This is a genomic window from Rahnella sp. PAMC25559 (assembly GCF_050632365.1).
In the GTDB taxonomy this organism is placed as follows: Bacteria; Pseudomonadota; Gammaproteobacteria; order Enterobacterales; family Enterobacteriaceae; genus Rahnella; species Rahnella rivi.
In genome coordinates this window covers 1,402,751-1,421,176 of sequence record NZ_CP192543.1, presented here as the reverse complement: position 1 = coordinate 1,421,176, position 18,426 = coordinate 1,402,751, and the positions used below count along the sequence as shown (strand labels likewise).

12 protein-coding genes, 1 tRNA gene and 1 pseudogene are annotated in these 18,426 nt (G+C 48.3%); 9 read left to right on the top strand and 5 right to left on the bottom strand.

Features of this window, described 5'->3' with window-relative positions; genetic code table 11:
• Positions 1-22: 22 nt before the first annotated feature.
• From ACQZQY_RS07890 to ACQZQY_RS07860, 7 genes and pseudogenes are all read left to right on the top strand, one after another.
• Positions 23-489, top strand: a pseudogene (locus tag ACQZQY_RS07890) (transposase); the annotation flags it as partial.
• A 408-nt stretch (positions 490-897) separates the two neighbouring features.
• The gene (locus tag ACQZQY_RS07885; protein ID WP_431296885.1) at positions 898-2,241 is read left to right on the top strand and encodes a DUF1173 family protein; all 1,344 of its coding nucleotides are present in this window, start codon (positions 898-900) and stop codon (positions 2,239-2,241) included.
• Positions 2,242-2,356: 115 nt separating this feature from the next.
• Complete coding sequence (locus ACQZQY_RS07880; protein ID WP_431296884.1) at positions 2,357-4,432, top strand: AAA family ATPase; 2,076 nt, start codon at positions 2,357-2,359, stop codon at positions 4,430-4,432.
• Positions 4,425-5,738, top strand: a complete 1,314-nt coding sequence (locus tag ACQZQY_RS07875; protein WP_431296883.1) for an McrC family protein — start codon at positions 4,425-4,427, stop codon at positions 5,736-5,738. Before ACQZQY_RS07880 ends, ACQZQY_RS07875 begins: the two co-directional genes overlap by 8 nt.
• Positions 5,739-6,145: 407 nt before the next feature.
• The gene (locus ACQZQY_RS07870; RefSeq protein ID WP_425025888.1) at positions 6,146-7,714 is read left to right on the top strand and encodes a type I restriction-modification system subunit M; all 1,569 of its coding nucleotides are present in this window, start codon (positions 6,146-6,148) and stop codon (positions 7,712-7,714) included.
• A complete protein-coding gene (locus tag ACQZQY_RS07865; RefSeq protein ID WP_431296882.1) occupies positions 7,704-8,942 on the top strand; it encodes a restriction endonuclease subunit S in 1,239 nt (412 codons plus the stop codon). Before ACQZQY_RS07870 ends, ACQZQY_RS07865 begins: the two co-directional genes overlap by 11 nt.
• Positions 8,943-8,966: 24 nt before the next feature.
• A protein-coding gene (locus tag ACQZQY_RS07860; RefSeq protein ID WP_431295601.1) for an IS3 family transposase occupies positions 8,967-10,117 on the top strand; the annotation gives its coding sequence in 2 pieces (ribosomal slippage) (positions 8,967-9,201 and positions 9,201-10,117; 1,152 coding nt in all).
• A gap of 11 nt (positions 10,118-10,128) precedes the next feature.
• On the opposite strand, the gene ACQZQY_RS07855 is transcribed toward ACQZQY_RS07860, so the two are convergent.
• The 3 genes from ACQZQY_RS07855 to ACQZQY_RS07845 all read right to left on the bottom strand — a co-directional run bounded on the left by ACQZQY_RS07855 (position 10,129) and on the right by ACQZQY_RS07845 (position 12,956).
• A complete protein-coding gene (locus ACQZQY_RS07855) occupies positions 10,129-11,340 on the bottom strand; it encodes a hypothetical protein (RefSeq protein ID WP_431296881.1) in 1,212 nt (403 codons plus the stop codon).
• A gap of 81 nt (positions 11,341-11,421) precedes the next feature.
• Positions 11,422-12,672, bottom strand: a complete 1,251-nt coding sequence (locus tag ACQZQY_RS07850) for a tyrosine-type recombinase/integrase (RefSeq protein WP_431296880.1) — start codon at positions 12,670-12,672, stop codon at positions 11,422-11,424.
• Positions 12,673-12,871: 199 nt separating this feature from the next.
• Positions 12,872-12,956: transfer RNA gene (locus ACQZQY_RS07845), tRNA-Leu, on the bottom strand.
• A gap of 219 nt (positions 12,957-13,175) precedes the next feature.
• On the opposite strand from ACQZQY_RS07845, the gene ampH reads away from it, so the two are divergent.
• Positions 13,176-14,315, top strand: coding sequence for a D-alanyl-D-alanine-carboxypeptidase/endopeptidase AmpH (ampH, locus tag ACQZQY_RS07840; RefSeq protein ID WP_431296879.1), 1,140 nt, complete (start codon positions 13,176-13,178; stop codon positions 14,313-14,315).
• An 81-nt stretch (positions 14,316-14,396) separates the two neighbouring features.
• On the opposite strand, the gene lptG is transcribed toward ampH, so the two are convergent.
• Positions 14,397-15,467 carry an LPS export ABC transporter permease LptG gene (lptG, locus tag ACQZQY_RS07835; protein ID WP_056776552.1) on the bottom strand — a complete coding sequence of 357 codons (1,071 nt, stop codon included), beginning with the start codon at positions 15,465-15,467 and terminating at the stop codon, positions 14,397-14,399.
• Positions 15,467-16,561 carry an LPS export ABC transporter permease LptF gene (gene lptF / locus ACQZQY_RS07830; protein ID WP_056776550.1) on the bottom strand — a complete coding sequence of 365 codons (1,095 nt, stop codon included), beginning with the start codon at positions 16,559-16,561 and terminating at the stop codon, positions 15,467-15,469. Before lptF ends, lptG begins: the two co-directional genes overlap by 1 nt.
• Before the next feature lie 277 nt (positions 16,562-16,838).
• On the opposite strand from lptF, the gene pepA reads away from it, so the two are divergent.
• Positions 16,839-18,350, top strand: coding sequence for a leucyl aminopeptidase (gene pepA / locus ACQZQY_RS07825; RefSeq protein WP_056776547.1), 1,512 nt, complete (start codon positions 16,839-16,841; stop codon positions 18,348-18,350).
• Positions 18,351-18,426: the final 76 nt, after the last annotated feature.

Below are 18,426 nucleotides of genomic sequence, written 5' to 3'. Positions count from 1 at the left end.
TCTTACACCCGCGAATGCTTGGGGATATTCTGTTGCCGACGCTTCAGAACGACTTGGTGTTTCAGCACACCGTCTTTATAAATGGCTGCGTTCAGTAAAACCTCATAAAAGCGGGCATCAGGCTCAGGATTTACTGGATGCAAGGACGGAGATCCTCAGGCTGAAAGCGCAGCTTAAACCCACTGAGGAAGAGCGGGATATCCTGAAAAAGGCAGCGCGGTACTTTGCAAGAGAGCCCGATTAAAGTACCGCTTCATCAACGATCACCGTGATATCTGATCGATCGCCGCGATGTGTCGGGTTTTGAAAGTTGCCCGTGCTGGATTTTACGTCTGGCTTCATTGTCCTGTCTCTGCAGGAGAAAAGGATAACCAGCGATTATTGCAATTAACCCGCGACTCTTATGCACTGAGCGGCGGTATTTACGGCTATTGCAGGGTTCACTGCGACCTACGTGAAGTCGGTAAAGCGTGCAGCAGAAATCGGGTGGGCTTTCAGCGTATTGCCGCTGATGTTCAAAGGCTATGAAAATGGGGATGAGAATAGTGACATCAAAACTGTGGTGCCCGAGATACCTCAGGAAAGCGTCGCCTCTGGAGGAAACTGCACCTTGCGGTGGACGGCGCAGATATGACTGAAAGTGTACGGATTGCCTGAGAAAATGACTAATAGGGTTTGTTTTATCTAAACCCTATTTATTCTGCAAACCCTAGTGAACCATAACGTCGCTTTTGACTTAACGCCAAATAATCAACATAGCATGACCACTATATGGCACTATTGTTATTGACCTGCCTATTGCAAATCTATGATTATGATTTAAATAGAGGAAAACTGAACAATCATGACTACTGCGTTAAGACATTAATTGGGAAAAAATCATAACAGGAGAGCACCATGCCAAGGAAAGAGCAATCCAAAGTCTGCATACACCTTTTAGAAAAAGAAAAGCCCTATTACTTTCCACCAGAGCAACAAAAATCCACTTCAGACTCCTTTTTTCAGCATGCGTTGAAACTAGCCTGGGATAATCACAATTACATTGCAACCTGCTGCTGTGATCCGTCCCAGGAACTTAAGCTATATGTAAGAAGCAACAAAGGTTCCGGTCCATTTACTCTCTGTCGTAACCCAAACACTGGCCCCAGGCACAAACCGTCTTGCTCTTACCACTCGCGTCTAAATACAGATGGTGGTGCAAAAACATATTCCTCATCGGCTGTCATGGAAGAGGAGGACGGGACCCTGCGTATCGGACTGGATTTTTCGTTACGCGTATCAGTGACTGACTCTGGATGCGCAACTCCTGCTGTAATGCATCCTCCAAGGGAAAAAAAACAAGTAAAGCGCCTTGGGAAGATGAAGATGCTAGGTCTACTTCATTTACTTTGGGAGAACACGGGATTAAATGAATGGGCCCCATGGCTTGAAGGCAAGAGAAGGCTTACAACAGTCATGACCCGGTTGCAAAAAGAAGCCAGTAGCATTAAACAAGGCCGCACAGTTCTGGCCGATGTTCTATTGCTACAAGGGAACGAGCATACCAATAAGAAGGCTGTAAGTTACGCCTGCGCAAACAGTCGTCGTCTGATTGTCATCTCAGAACTTAATGAATGGTCTCCAGCTCTGATTGCTAGCAACAATCTCCCTTTGGTTGGAACCACGAAGACCAGTCCCCCTGCCGGGATGCCATATCTAACCATCGATAACTCACGTTGGGAAAGTTCCTTAGCCAGATTTCCACGTGATGTAGCATGGTGGCAGCACGGGGGTAAAATTATCGCAATTGCGGTTACAGACGTGCCAGAAGAGAGAAAATCTGCCAAGTCTAACCGAGTATATTTTTCCGCATGTGTTCGTCAGGTTGTTTTAATGATGGTGAGTGAACGATGGATCCCACTCGATTCATCTTACGAAGGAATTATTGAAGAAAAGTTGGCTAAGGAACGACGCCAGTTTACCAAGCCATTGATCTATGATTCAGCGGAAGACCAGTACCATCCCGATTTCCTACTAACGGATGTCAACGGTTCAGACTACGTTCCGCTCGAAGTATGGGGGCGTGATACTGAAGATTATTTACAGCACAGGGCAGTGAAAGAAGAATGGTATCAGCAGGAATTTGGCGACGCCTGGTGGTCATGGGGCGCTGTAAGGGATCCGAGAAGCGAAGAAATACCGACCTTCCCACTGCGAAAGGAATACTACGAATTCAGATACCCTATCGAGAAAAAGTCTTAGGTAAGTATGCAAGCTGCTGATGTTGTTCTACCTACCCCATGGATTAACTCAATGCAGTTAGAACGCATCATCTTAGACAAAGAATAAGCAATATCACAGCAGAGGAAAAGTCACGATGACTCTTGTCGATAGTGTCGCAGCAGGCAAGCTGACGATCAGTGAATTGATTGATACCCTGGCGAAAGATAAAAATTATGCAGCTTCCAAGTGGGATCAGCGATACCGCGAATTTACGGCCTTGCTACAGCAGACCTCAACTTTTGCTGGGCCTGATACGGATGATTTGGTCAAACGGCTTTGGTATGAACGTGGCAACGGCATTGCCAGTATTCGTCAGGGTGTTCCATCTTTAGCTGAATATCAGCAGAGCCTTCCATTGCTTAGAGAACTAACCGAGCGTATTCGTCAGCAACCGGATGAAGCAACATACCAATATGTTGGCGATGCTCTAAAGCAGGCCAAAGAAACCGGACTTCTGAAGCGTATGTATTGGAGTTTGAGAAATCGTGTCTTTGCCGCGTTTTCGCCAGAAACCTGCACCAGTACAGTGGATGAGAATGCGTTTACTAAAGCAGCAAATTTTCTGAATAAGAAATTCCACCTCGGTTTGGCGCTGAACGGTAATTGGTTGCAGAAAAACAATGCATTGAAGCAAGCCATACACGCCCAATCTCCAAATGCAGATCCTTATTACGTGAATATGGCTATTTGGCATCTCTATGAATTGCTACGTGAACGCGATAATGAACAAAAACAGGAGAAAGTATCCAGCACCACATCAACAACCAGTAGTAAGTTCACCGAAATTAAGCCCCTCTCACATTCACCAACTAACGTGATCTACTTTGGTCCACCAGGCACTGGCAAGACCTTCACGTTGCAGCAAAAGATGAAAGAGTACACTTCTCATGCTGTACCGGCCGATCGCGATGCCTGGCTGGATTCTCGCCTTGAATCGTTGAACTGGATGCAGGTTATAGTGCTGGTGTTGCTCGATCTTGGTAAACGAGCCAAAGTTCGCCAAATGACAGAACATCAGTGGTTCCAACGCAAAGCGCTACTAAATGGCCGTAGTAGCAACTTTTCGCAAACTGCCTGGGCGACGTTGCAATCCTTCACCATTCAGGGATCAACTACCGTTGCTTATAAAGGTCGCCGAGAACCTGCGATCTTCGACAAAACTGCCGATAGTGAATGGTTCCTGGTTGAATCCCAGTTAGAGCAAGTGGATGAGCTGCTTTCTCTGTATGCTGATCTAAAACACGGCCCTAAATCTGCCGAAGCCATCCAGCGATTCGCGGTGGTTACTTTTCACCAATCTTACGGCTATGAAGAATTTATTGAAGGTATCCGCGCTCGCTCAGACGAAAGTGGCAATATCTCTTACCCTATTGAGCCGGGTATCTTTATGCGCCTGTGTCAGCGCGCCAATGCTGATCCAGCGCATCGCTACGCCATTTTCATTGATGAGATCAATCGCGGCAACATCTCCAAGATCTTTGGCGAACTGATTTCGCTCATTGAAATAGACAAGCGTGCGGGTATGTCCAATGCAATGAGCCTGCAACTATCTTATAGCGGTGATCACTTCAGCGTACCCGCCAATGTCGACATCATCGGTGCCATGAACACTGCGGATCGTTCTTTAGCTCTGATGGACACGGCTTTGCGCCGTCGCTTTGACTTTATCGAGATGATGCCTGATCTCTCTTTGCTGAGTGGAAGTAAGGTGAAAGGCATAGAACTCGAGTCGTTGTTAGAAAATCTCAACAGCCGCATCGAAGCACTTTACGATCGTGAACATACGCTAGGACATGCGTTCTTTATGCCGGTAAAAAATGCACTCGATGCCGGTGATGAAGCAACTGCGTTTAAACAATTGAAGATCGCATTCCAGAAAAAGATCATTCCACTGTTGCAGGAATACTTTTTCGATGACTGGAACAAGATCAGGCTGGTGCTGGCAGACAACCAGAAACAAGACGACAGTCTGCAATTCGTGATTGAGAAAACAGACGATCTAGAAACGCTTTTTGGTAACAACCATGATTTACGACGCCATGATCAGCAATCGACAGCTTACGAGCTCGAAGCATTCGATCAAGAGATCTGGAACAGGCCACAGGCTTACCGTGCTATTTACCAACCCCAACAGACCACTCTTGATGAGCAGGCTGTAAACCATGGGTGAAGTGATCTCTGTTTTTGAATATGACTTGTTAGGAAGTGAAAATTCAGCCCCAGTTGGAGCAAAGCAATTAAATCCAGAAGTCTTTGCCTACTTGGAGGAACTAAGCCTAACTAGCATTCAAGGAAACCAGTTTCTCAAACTCACCTCACGCTCAGGGTTCAAATTGCTTCAGGTGCAAAACTACGCGGGGATGCTTTCTACACCTCACGGTTTCCAACTTGAGATACTACCCAAGCTTGGTAAAAACCTCACTACTGAGAGTGCACGAGAAACATTCATCACGATGCTAAGTCACCTGCCTGGGTTTCGACATATTCAAACCCAGCAGGCCAATCTTCAGGCGCAGCACATGCCTTTGCTCGAGATTTTTATCAACCAGTTTTTGCATAGCGTCAGCCAATTGCTTAAACAAGGTTTACGATCCGACTATGTGAGCGAGCAAGGTAATCTGTCTTTTATGAAGGGAAAGCTGATGCTTTCCGCGCAGTTGCGGCATAACGTGGTGAATCGTCATAAATTTTGTGTCAATTATGATGACTACATGCCAGATTGTTCAGCCAATCGGCTTTTACATTCCGCGCTAGATAAATTACTTAGCCTAAGACTTTCATCTGAGAATCAACGCTGGCTTTACGAGCTGCGCTTTGCTTTTGACGGTATCCCACTTAGCCGAGATATCGAGAGTGATATAAGCAGCTTACGCCTAGAGCGTGGTATGGCTCATTACAACGAGCCATTGGCTTGGGCACAATTGATCCTGAGAGAGATGAGCCCGAGTGCGTTGCAGGGAAATACCAATGCAATATCACTCCTATTCCCTATGGAAGCGGTATTTGAGTCCTTTGTTGCACAAACCCTTCCCGACGAATTACCACCTCAACTCAAAGTTAAATCGCAGGCTGCCACTTATTCCTTGGTGAAGCATGGGCCTAATGACTGCTTTAAGCTTCGCCCAGACTTGTTGATTCAATCACGCCAACCTGTTCAAGCCAAAATGGTGATGGATACGAAATGGAAGCTGGTGGATAACAACCCTCAAAAAAAATCACTGTATGGACTAGCGCAATCTGACTTCTATCAAATGTTTGCCTATGGACAAAAATATCTTGATGGGACTGGTGAAATGTACCTGATCTACCCTGCGCATGATGACTTTAGCCAACCGATACCGCAGCACTTTGCTTTTTCAGAGACTTTAAAATTATGGGTTGTGCCATACCAGATAACAGCAAAGCGCGGCGAAAGGATGATATGGGCGGGAGATGTGCTTAAGGTATCGAACGACTCAAATGTTCAGCTTAAGTGATTGCAGTCAGGTACATTGCCATGCAGGAAAGTAGATATTTTCAACACTTTCCTTATGCTTTCCTTAACCACACTACAAACTCCTTTCTCAAACAAACTGTTAACTGTTTGTACTTTATCAACAACATCATCACCTAAATCATTCTTTCTTACGAGTTGCCCAACTTCGGAAGACAAACCTGTCAAGTGAGCAGCAGATTCAAAGCCAACATAGTGATATTATTTGATAAAACTCATCACCACCTCATGATGAAACCAATACATCAGAAACAATGATACTTACCGGTTTGGGGTCAAAAGCTTTGTAGTTTGTAAGAACTGCTCGTAGCTGCGAACCTTATGTAAGTTGAATGACGTCGGAACCTCAGAACCCAGCGTTAATAGCATTAAGTAAAAGGAACGAACAAGATGGCACTTAGTAGTTCAAACAATAACGGTAAAGGCGGAGACCTCGGCTTCGAGGCAGAGCTCTTCAAGACCGCTGATAAACTTCGCGGCAACATGGAGCCATCGGACTACAAGCATGTTGCGCTTGGACTTATTTTCCTCAAATACATTTCGGACGCCTTTGAAGCTAAGCACCAAGCGCTATTGAACGAAGACGCTCAGGCTGCCGAGGACAAGGATGAGTATCTTGCAGATAACGTTTTCTGGGTACCGAAAGAGTCGCGTTGGTCACACCTGCAGGCCAGCGCCAAGCTCCCGATTATTGGCTCACTAATTGATGACGCGATGCGTGCCATTGAGAAAGATAATGAATCGCTCAAAGGCGTGCTACCAAAAGACTACTCACGACCAGCGTTAAATAAAGTGATGTTAGGCGAGCTGATCGACCTTATTTCCGGTATTGCTCTCAATGAGGAAGATAGTCGTTCCAAAGATATCTTGGGACGCGTATATGAATATTTTCTAGGTCAGTTTGCTGGTGCAGAGGGCAAGCGGGGTGGTGAGTTCTACACCCCTCGTTCCGTTGTACAGGTACTTGTAGAAATGCTTGAACCCTACTTTGGTCGCATATACGACCCTTGCTGTGGCTCTGGTGGGATGTTTGTCCAATCGGAAAAATTTGTGCAGGAACACGGCGGTCGTGTAGGTGACATTGCTATTTATGGACAAGAATCGAATTACACCACCTGGCGTTTAGCCAAGATGAACCTGGCAGTACGGGGCATCGATTCTGACATTCGATGGAATAATGAAGGTAGCTTCCATAAGGATGAACTCCGTGACCTGAAGGCAAATTTTATTTTAGCTAACCCGCCTTTTAATATCTCAGATTGGGGTGGAGATCGCTTACGTGAAGACGTGCGCTGGAAGTTCGGTATCCCCCCTGTGAGCAATGCAAACTACGCTTGGTTACAGCATATTTATCACCACCTTGCACCAAACGGTCATGCTGGCATAGTACTGGCAAACGGCTCCATGAGCTCCAACCAATCCGGCGAGGGGGAAATCCGTAAAGCAATGCTTGAAGCCGATGCTGTAGATTGCATGGTCGCGTTGCCTGGACAGCTATTTTATTCTACACAAATTCCCGCATGTCTTTGGTTTTTAGCACGCAATAAAAATCCTATCAATGGTCAAGTAGGTGGAAAGCGCGACCGACGTGGGCAAGTTTTATTCATTGATGCCCGTAAATTAGGTGTATTGATGGACCGTACCCGACGTGAATTCACTGGCGAAGAAATCCAGAAAATTGCAGATACATATCACGCTTGGCGTGGGGAGGACGGTGCGGGTGAATACAGTGACGTGGCGGGATTTTGCAAATCAGTTTCACTTGAAGAGATCCGCAAACATGATTATCTACTGACCCCGGGACGTTACGTTGGCGCAGCAGAGCAAGAAGATGATAATGAACCCTTCACGGAAAAAATGGCTCGTCTATCAAAGCAATGGCATGAGCAACGTGATATTGCAGTTAAGTTGGATACCAAGATTGAGACAAATTTGAGAGGGCTTGGGTATGGAGACTGAGTGGAAACAAATCCGTCTTGGGGAGGTCTGCCTCAAAATTGGTAGCGGTGCAACGCCCCGTGGGGGTAAGGAAGCGTATCGAGGTGGCATTACTGCTCTAATACGTAGCCAAAATATATACAACGATCGATTTTCTCGCGAAGGCCTCGTAAATATAGATGACTCTCAAGCGTGGGAGTTGCGAAATGTAATAGTCGAGGAAGGTGATGTTCTACTCAACATTACCGGAGATTCAGTAGCACGTTGCTGTCAGGTTGATCAAACAGTTTTGCCAGCACGGGTAAACCAACACGTTGCAATTATTCGTCCTCTGCCAGAGATGCTAGATAAGCGTTTTTTACGCTATGTTTTAATCAGCCCATTAATGCAAGAGCATTTATTGGCTTTAGCTTCCGCTGGGGCAACGCGAAATGCGCTTACAAAGGCAATGATTGAGTCGTTGGTTCTTCGAGTTCCAGGACTCGACCAGCAGCGTGCCATTGCAGATACTCTTGGCACATTGGACGATAAAATAGCTCTAAATCGACGGATGAACGAGATACTAGAAGAGATGGCTAGTGCCTTGTTTAAATCGTGGTTCGTAGATTTCGAGCCAGTCAGGGCTAAAATGGAAGGCCGCTGGCAGAAGGGGCAATCATTACCTGGACTCCCAGCAGACCTCTATGACATTTTTCCCGATCGGCTTGTTGAATTAGAGTCGGGAGAAATTCCAGATGGCTGGAAATGGATACCAGCAAACGAAATTATCGACTTTAACCCTAGTGAGCCCCTCCGTAGAGGAGTAGAGGCTCCCTATTTAGAAATGTCTTCACTGCCTACTAATGGATGTTGGCCCGCCCCTCCGGTCATGCGATCATTTGGCAGTGGTATGCGTTTTCGCAATGGCGACACACTGCTAGCAAGAATTACACCATGTCTTGAAAACGGTAAAACTGCATTTATTCAATGCTTACCAGATAACTCGGTAGGTTGGGGCTCGACTGAATATATAGTGATGCGTACTAAGTATCCTGTACCTGCTGAGTTTGGATATTTGCTTGCAAGAGACAACATTTTTCGTGAACAAGCTATGCGAAATATGACGGGTACGTCTGGCCGCCAGCGCGTTCAAGCCAGTTCGGTGGCCTCATTCAAATTAGCATCACCATCAAATGAGAATATATGGAAAGCATTCTCAAATATCGTTATGAATAGACCCGGGTTTCGTAGACACTTTTTTGCCTCATAATGGAGGCCTAATGAAGGAGTGTTTATGTCAGTCAAAACGTTCACTGAAGAATTCAAAATTGAAGCCGTAAAACAGATCACTGAGCAGGGGTACCCTGTATCTGAGGTCTCCTCTCGACTTGGTGTATCCACTAATAGTCTTTACGCCTGGGTTAAGCGCTACCAGAAGCCCGAGCCGCAGCGTAAGCAGGACGATGCACTTCAGCATGAAGTAAAGCGCCTCAGGCAAGAACTTAAGCGAGTAACTGAAGAGCGGGATATCTTAAAAAAGGCCGCCGCGTACTTTGCAAGAACGTCAGGCTGAAGTACGCCTTCATTAAAAAAATGTCGTCCTTTTATGCTGTACGCAGGTTATGCCTGGTTCTTGGCCTCCATCACAGCGGTTATTACCAGTGGCTAAAGCGGCCTAAATCTTTGCGTACCCGGCAAGATGAACGGCAAACAGGCTTGATTAAACAACTGTGGCTTGAAAGCGGTACGGTTTACGGCTATCGAAAAATCTGGCTCGATATGAAAGATCTGGGTGAATGCGTCGGACGTAACAGGATCGCGCGCCTGATGAGGCTCGCTGAACTAGCATCTCAGACTGGATACCGAAAACGACTCTATTACGGTGGCGGAAAGCCTTCTTTTGCCAGTCCAAATTACCTTGAACGCCAGTTCGTTGTCCCAACCCCAAATACGCATTGGGTGAGTGACATGACTTATATAAGGACGCATGAGGGTTGGCTGTATCTGGCTGTTGTTCTTGATCTCTTCTCACGCCGGGTTATCGGCTGGAGCATGGGCGCACGAATGACCGCTGAGTTAGTAATGGATGCATTATTGATGGCGGTATGGCGACGTAAACCAACGGCAGAAGTATTAATCCATTCAGATCAGGGCTCTCAATATACGAGCGAAAGATGTCAGCATTTTATGACAGCTCACAATTTAAAAAGCAGCATGAGTCGTCGGGGTAATTGCCATGACAACGCAGTGGCAGAAAGCTTTTTCCAGTTGCTAAAACGGGAACGCATAAAGAAACGGATCTATAAAAATAGGGAAGAAGCGAAGGCGGATATCTTCGATTATGTCGAGATGTTTTATAATGCTAAACGCCGCCACAGTGCCTGTGAGGATCAAGCCCCTGCAGTTTATGAAAGTGCCTGGTTCATGAGGCACGGAACAGTCTAGGAAACTAGGGTCTATTCAAAGAGCATTTGTTGTAATTGTTGAACAAAGGGTACATTAGCTGCGGCAGAGCATCTCAATGCTACATCGATCCCTTCTTTTAACTGTACTCTTAAGCGGTTTTCATGGAATGAACTAAAAGCCTCATATAGACTCCTTGGATCGAGAATCATCTCTTCTGCTAAATTATTCATTTCAAGCCTGAGCACATATCTGCCACCATTCGCAGAACGAAGGATTTCAAGAGTATTGCGAGCCATATCGCTGCGATAAGAATTCCATGTCTTTATACGCTCATCAGAGGCTGGGACCTGCTCTCGATTAAAAGCTTCTTTGAGATAATGTTTAAGCAAGTCCGAAGGCGTGAACATAAGCCAATTAACTTCATGTGGCCCCTCCTTGCTTGCAGAATTTATTATACGAAGTTCATTCTCATCAAGGTTATCTAAATCGATCTTTTGTCCCAATCTTTTAATAAGAGTTGTAGTCTTTCCAGTTCCTGGGGGGCCTAAAATAATCAACTGACTATCTATTGGCAAACGAAATATATCACCCTGAAATTGATCGAGAACGGGTTGGTCTCTCAATCCCATTGCTGTTCGTATTTGATGACTAATCCCTGACTGGATACCACCTGTTGCAGCGGAAAGCTCAAGCATCCGTTCTAGTTCATCATCTACATCTATACCTTGTCCCCGTAATAATGAACGTAGAGATTCAATAGAGAAAGTCCCTCGTTCTATATGACGATACTGACTGTTAGTCGATTCCCATTCACCATCCACGACTTGAGGTGTAAAACTTGTCTTTTCAATTAATGATAAAACCTGAGTTTTCTCATTAAGAGTAACATTACGCTCTTCACCAACCGGTAATTCAGCGAGTTTCCCAATTGCTGACCCATAGCTAGCAACTTGCTTACCCGACGCTAAAAGTAAATTGCTCTTTCGTGCAATATAAACTACAAGAGATTTACCATCTTCATCTTCTAATACTAATCGCGCTATCGAGGGCTCTAGTTTTAAGGCTGTCAAAGCATCACGGTTTTCTTTCGTAATTTTATCAAGATTCTGATAGGCTTTTGACCCAGTAAGAGTATTACCGCTAGCAAAACTATCAGTCGAAATAGTAACCCCGGATACGAGTTTTCGTGCAGCCCCATCCGAAATTTCTGCAAATGTTACTAACGACTCTTCAGCTAACTCTTCAAATTCTATTGAGTTCATTACCCCTCCGCCCTATGAATTGAGTTCGTTTTATAGTATTCATTTTGGGAAACAAAAAGATGATCAAAATGAGAGTGTTGATTATTTCTTCCCGAAATCAAAAGAACTAACCCCCTTATCTCTATTAGCATCCAGAAAATCAGCCCACCACTGTAGCATTAGCCTGCGTTCATCCAAGTGCTCTGCCTTATGAATGTAAGACGCACGCACAGAGTTACGTTCCTGATGGCTCATCTGCCGTTCTACTGCATCCTTAGACCACATTCCTGACTCAATCAATGAACTACATGCCATGGTTCTAAATCCGTGGCCACAGACTTCCACTTTCGTGTCGTACCCCATAACCCGGAGTGCATTGTTAACCGTGTTTTCACTCATCGGTTTACGTGGGTCATGATCGCCAACGAAAATTAAATCGCGATTACCGTTTAGTCGTTTTATTTTCTCAAGGACTTCAAGGGCCTGCCGAGATAACGGTACCAGGTGCGGCGTTCGCATCTTAGATCCACGGTGAGAATGTTTAACACCTTCTAATGGTTCACGATCTGCCGGTATCGTCCACATTGATGTATCGAAGTCGATCTCTGACCAACGGGCGAAACGCAACTCACTGGAACGGATAAAGACCAGCAGCGTCATCTCTATAGCTAACCGAGTGAGCGGTCTGCCGGTGTAGGTATCGATACGGTGAAGCAGTTCAGGGGTACGGCTAAGTTCTAAGGCGGGACGATGCTGCCGTTTTGCTGTAGCGACGGCTCCAGCCATTTCCTGCGCGGGATTATAGTCGGTCAAACCGCTTTGTACGGCATAGCGCATGATTGCCGTCGTGCGCTGCTGAAGACGAGAAGCAACTTCAAGACGACCAGACTTCTCTACCGCTTTGATAGGTGCCAACAAATCGCGGGTTTTGAGTTCGGTGATATTGTGTTTGCCGATGGCCGGGAAAAGAAAGTCTTCCAGCGTTTTCAAAACACGATTGCTGTGATCTTTCGACCACTTCTTATTAGTCGCATGCCATTCTCTGGCAACCACTTCAAAGGTGAAGACTTCTTTAGCCAACTCTTCTTTTACTGCACGCTTTTGTTCACGGGGATCAATGCCTGCCGCAACCAGTTTTCTGGCAGCTTCTCTTTTATGTCTGGCATCAGCGAGAGATGTCTCTGGGTAAACACCAAAGGCCATCAGGTGTTGCTTGCCGCCAAAGCGAAAGCGGAAACGCCAGTATTTGGAGCCCTTAGGGTGTATCAGCAAAAACATGCCGTCGCCATCGACGAGCGAGTATTCCTTTGCTTCAGGTTTTGCCGAACGCACCTTGGTATCAGTCAGGGCCATGATGGTATTCCTTCCATATGCTGCCGTGAGTATATAAGCATTATCGAACCAGCATATATACTCGGTTCTATACTCACAAGCATGTTGATGTGGGGTAACTCAGATTGACGTCGGTTGACTGAAAAGCGGGGCAAAGCCTTGCGGGGACTGGATTTTAGGCATAAAAAAAGACCTCAGTTGAGGTCTATTTACATACTAATGGTGCCGAAGGCCGGAATCGAACCGGCACGCCTTGCGGCGGTTGATTTTGAGTCAACTGCGTCTACCGATTTCGCCACTTCGGCACAGAAAGTAGTATGCGGAAAACGTGGGCATTATACCCAGCCCAGCAGGTCACGCAATAGTTATCCCACCCTGTTCGGTTTAAGTGTTGAAAAAACAAACATCAGCGGCGGTAAGTGGGGGTTTTGTTGACAAAAATCTTCGATTTGGGCGCGTTTTTCTCATGCCGTTTCTCAAACTTCGCATTAGTATACAAATCACGAATAGTTGATGCCCTGTTGATGGATACCCGCTTGTTGAAAAAAATCTCTCTTTCGCTCCTTGCCCTGGCCTTTGCCAGTACGCCTTTATGGAGCTATGCGCAACAAAACGCACGTCTCGCGTCGCAGGTCGTGGATGACCATGCAGAACACATTTTTTACGGCAGTGGCGCAATGGGAATGGCGCTGGTGGTGGTGGATAACAATCAGCAGGTGTTCCGCAGTTTTGGTGAAACCCGCCCCGGTTCCGATGTGCGTCCACGTGAAGACTCCCTCGTGCGCGTTGCGTCGCTGACTAAGCTGATTACCAGCGAAGTGCTGGTCAAAATGGTGCAACAGGGCAAAGTCAGTATTAATGACCCGCTGCGTAAATATGCACCTGCCGGTGCCCGCGTACCCAGTTACAACGGCACCAATCCCATCACGTTGCTGAATCTGGCGACGCACACCAGTGGGCTGCCGCGTGAGCAACCGGGTGGCGTTGCGCACCGTGATGTATTTACCTGGCCGACGAAAAGCGACCGCTGGAACTGGCTGAGCGTCGCCAAAATGACCGTGCCGCCGGGCGCCCGCGCGTCTTACTCTAATCTGGCATTTGATCTGTTGTCGGATGCGTTATCAAAAGCCGCGAATAAACCTTACACCCAACTTCTGCGCGAGCAGATCACCCAGCCGCTCGGTATGATCGATACCACGCTCACGCCAAATGCCAGCCAGTGTGCAAGGCTGATGGTGGGCCTGCGACCGACGCCATGCATCAACACTACCGCAGCAGCAGGCAGTGGCGGGCTGTACTCGACGCCGGCTGATATGGGCCGCTGGATGCGTCAGTTTCTCGGGCAACGCACCTCTACCGCCGATATGGCGCAGAAAATGTATTACAAACGTTCTGATTTAGTGTCGCTCAAGGGGATGGACGTACCGGGCATGGCGGACTCGCTGGGCATGGGATGGGTGACCATGGCGCCAACCCCACTGTTACCGCGCATCATTCAGAAAACCGGTGGCGGCGGTGGTTTTATCACTTATGTTGCGATGGTACCGCAACGCGGTGTCGGTGTGTTCGTGGTGGTGACCCGCAGCGAGCTGACCAAGTTTAAAAACATGAGCGATGGCGTGAACGATCTGGTGGCTGATCTGGTGCGCAATAACGAGATCTGATTGTTCAGACCTCCGCATTCAGACGTAAAAAAAGCAGGCCTCTGTAAAGAGCCTGCTTTTTGTTTATCTGAATCTGCGGTTTTACTTTTTCTTCAACAGTAAATACATGCTGATGACGAGGAACAGTCCGCTTGGCAGCAATGCGCCCAGAATCGGCGGAATGCTGTAAACCAGGCTCAGCGGGCCGAAAATCTGATCAAGCACGTAGAACAGGAAACCGAAGCAGATCCCCGTCACCACCCGCACGCCCATCGGCACGCTGCGCAGCGGCCCGAAGATGAACGAAAGCGCCATCAGCATCATTACGGCAACAGACAGCGGAGAGAAGATTTTACTCCACATGTTCAGCTGGTAACGCTTGGACTCCTGGCCGCTCTGCTTGAGGTATTTTACGTAGTTGTAGAGCCCGCTTATCGACAACGCATCCGGATCCAGTGCCACGACACCGAGTTTGTCCGGTGTCAGGTTGGTTTTCCACACGCCGGAAAGGGTCTGAGAACCGGTGATTTGCAGCTTGTCGGTCAGGTCTGATTCATCCACCTGAGAGAGTTTCCACTCGCCATTATCAAAGGTAGCTGAAGAGGCATAACGCACCGATTGCAGCTTATTCTGATCATCGAAATGGTAGATGTTCACGCCAGTGAGTTCTTTCTCACCCGCAACACGCTCAATGTAGATAAAGTCATGCCCGTCTTTTGCCCACAGCCCATTTTGGGTAGAGAGCAGCGAACCGCCGTACATCTGCTGCGCACGATAGTTACGCGCCATCTGCTCGCCCTGCGGCGCGACCCACTCGCCAATCGCCATGGTCAGCAGCACCAGCGGAATTGCCGTTTTCATCACCGATGCAGCGATCTGCATACGGGTGAAACCAGAGGCCTGCATGACCACCAGCTCACTGCGTGTTGCCAGTGTGCCAAGCCCCAGCAATGCACCGAGTAGTGCGGCCATCGGGAAGAAGATCTCGATATCTTTCGGAACGCTCAGTAAGGTGTAAAGCCCTGCGCCCGCCGCTGAATATCCGCCCTGCCCGACCTTACGCAACTGGTCGACAAACTTGATGATGCCGGAGAGTGACACCAGCATGAACAACGTCATCATGATGGTGTTGAAGATCGTGCGACCGATGTACCGGTCTAATACGCCAAACATCAGGCAACTCCTCTCAGACGCGCGCGGACCTTACGAACCGGCAAGGTATCCCATGCATTCAGAACCAATGCCAGTGCGAGGTAGAGCAGGTTAGTGCCCCACATCCAGACCATCGGATCCAGTTTACCTTTCGCGCCATTGGAACGCAGGGAGGTTTGCAGCAGGAAGAAAATCAGATAAAGCAGGATAGCCGGCAACATGCTGAGCACGCGACCCTGACGCGGGTTCACCACGCTAAGCGGAACCACTAACAGCGCCATGATAAAGACCGACACAATTAATGTGATACGCCAGTTAAGCTCTGCACGCGCTTCCGGCTCATCGGAATGCCAGAGTTGGGACATGCTCATCTGATCGGACTCGTTCGGATCCAGCTGAACGGTCTGATGACCAATAACGGCAAGATAATCGGTAAAGTCAGTGACGCGGAAATCGCGCAGCAAGGCCGTGCCCTCATAGCGCGTGCCCTGATCCAGAGTCACGACCTGAGAACCGTCCGGACGTTGCAACATGTGGCCTTTATCTGCCACCACCACCGAAGGACGCTGGTTGCCACTCGGGCGCAGCTGCGCCAGGAAGACGTTATGGAATTCCTTACCTTTCACGTTACCCACGAACAGTACCGCATTGCCGTTTTGTGCCTGCTGGAACTGGCCTTCAACCATCGCCGCCATACTGGGATTGGCTTTGGCTTCCGCCAGAACCGCATCCTGATGTTTCGATGACCACGGGCTTAACCATATCGCGTTAAAGCCGGCGAAAACTGAGGTAAATAACGCCAATACCATCGCCGCGATGACCAGCGACCGTTTTCCAAGACCACAGGCATGCATGACCGTGATTTCACTGTCGGTATACAATTTACCGAGCGTCATCAGCAAGCCGAGGAAAAGACTGAGAGGAAGGATAAGCTGCGCCATTTCCGGAATACCTAAACCCAGAAGTGACAGAACTAAATTTGTTGGGATATCGCCATCGACTGCCGCTCCAAGCACCCTGACCAGCTTCTGACAAAAGAAGATGAGAAGCAGAATGAACAGAATGGCAAATTGGCTCTTGAAGGTTTCCCTAACCAGATATCTAATGATGATCACGCTTAATACGCCTGTGAAAACTTGTCTTTTTGAAGGAAAATCGCTAGTTTCATCGCTAATCCGTCATTTATTCTCATCATATGGCAACCTTCACAGCTAAAATAGTATTACAACACCGAGAATTGGGGTGTCCTATAGGAACATGCTTATAGCCGCCAAAATAAAAACTAACGCCGTTTAAGGTTAACACAGGTCGTTAACACAATGACGGGAGAGTGTCTCCGGCAACCATTCTAGCCGTACCTCCCGCCCTTGTCTTTAAGATTCAGGAGAGTGCATGGAGTTCAGCGTAAAAAGCGGTAGCCCGGAAAAACAACGCAGTGCCTGTATTGTAGTCGGCGTTTTCGAACCTCGCCGTCTGTCACCGATTGCCGAACAGCTCGATAAAATCAGTGATGGCTATATCAGTGCCCTGCTCCGCCGTGGCGAACTTGAAGGCAAAGTGGGCCAGACCCTGTTGCTGCATCATGTACCGAATATTCTTTCAGAACGCATTTTGCTGATTGGTTGTGGCAAAGAACGCGAACTGGATGAGCGCCAGTACAAACAGGTTATCCAGAAAACGATCAATACCCTGAACGACACCGGTTCTATGGAAGCCGTTTGCTTCCTCACCGAGCTGCACGTAAAAGGGCGCAATACTTACTGGAAAGTGCGCCAGGCGGTCGAAACCTCTAAAGAATCGCTTTATACCTTCGACCAGCTGAAAAGCAATAAAGTCGAACCTCGCCGTCCGCTGCGTAAAATGGTCTTCAACGTGCCAACCCGCCGTGAACTGACCAGCGGTGAGCGCGCCATCCAGCACGGTTTAGCCGTCTCCGCTGGCATCAAAGCCGCGAAAGATCTGGGCAATATGCCACCAAACATCTGTAACGCCGCTTATCTGGCGTCACAGGCGCGTCAGCTCGCCGACGCGTTCAGCACGAACATCACCACCCGCGTTATCGGCGAACAGCAGATGAAAGAGCTGGGGATGAACGCTTATCTGGCCGTCGGTCAGGGTTCGAAAAACGAATCGCTGATGTCGGTGATGGAATATAAGGGCAATCCTAATCCGGACGCTAAGCCTATCGTGCTCGTCGGCAAAGGCCTGACCTTCGATTCCGGCGGTATTTCCATCAAGCCCGCCGCAGATATGGATGAAATGAAGTACGACATGTGTGGTGCAGCCGCAGTGTATGGCGCAATGCGCGTCGTGGCTGAACTGAATTTGCCGCTCAACGTGATTGGCGTCCTCGCTGGCTGTGAAAACATGCCTGGCGGCCAGGCGTTCCGTCCGGGTGACATTCTGACGACAATGTCCGGCCAGACTGTCGAAGTGCTGAACACCGACGCTGAAGGCCGTCTGGTGCTGTGTGACGCGCTGACCTACGTCGAACGTTTCGATCCTGAGCTGGTGATTGACGTCGCCACGCTGACCGGTGCCTGCGTGATTGCCCTTGGTCATCACATCACCGGGTTGCTGTCGAACCACAATCCGCTGGCCCATGAGCTGATTGGCGCCTCCGAGCAGGCAGGTGACCGCGCATGGCGTCTGCCGCTGGCTGACGAATATCAGGAACAGCTGGACTCCAACTTTGCCGATATGGCAAACATCGGTGGCCGTGCAGGGGGTGCTATCACTGCCGGTTGTTTCCTGTCGCGCTTCACCCGTAAATACAGCTGGGCGCATCTGGACATCGCCGGTACTGCATGGCGTTCAGGGAAAAACAAAGGGGCGACAGGTCGCCCGGTCGCGCTGCTGTCACAGTTCCTGCTTAACCGTGCCGGTCTTGACGGTGATGAATGATCTGATTCGCCCGTCAAATAAGGTATAATTTCACCCTCAGGGTTTGGCTCGCCAGACCCTTCACAGGCGGGCGCAC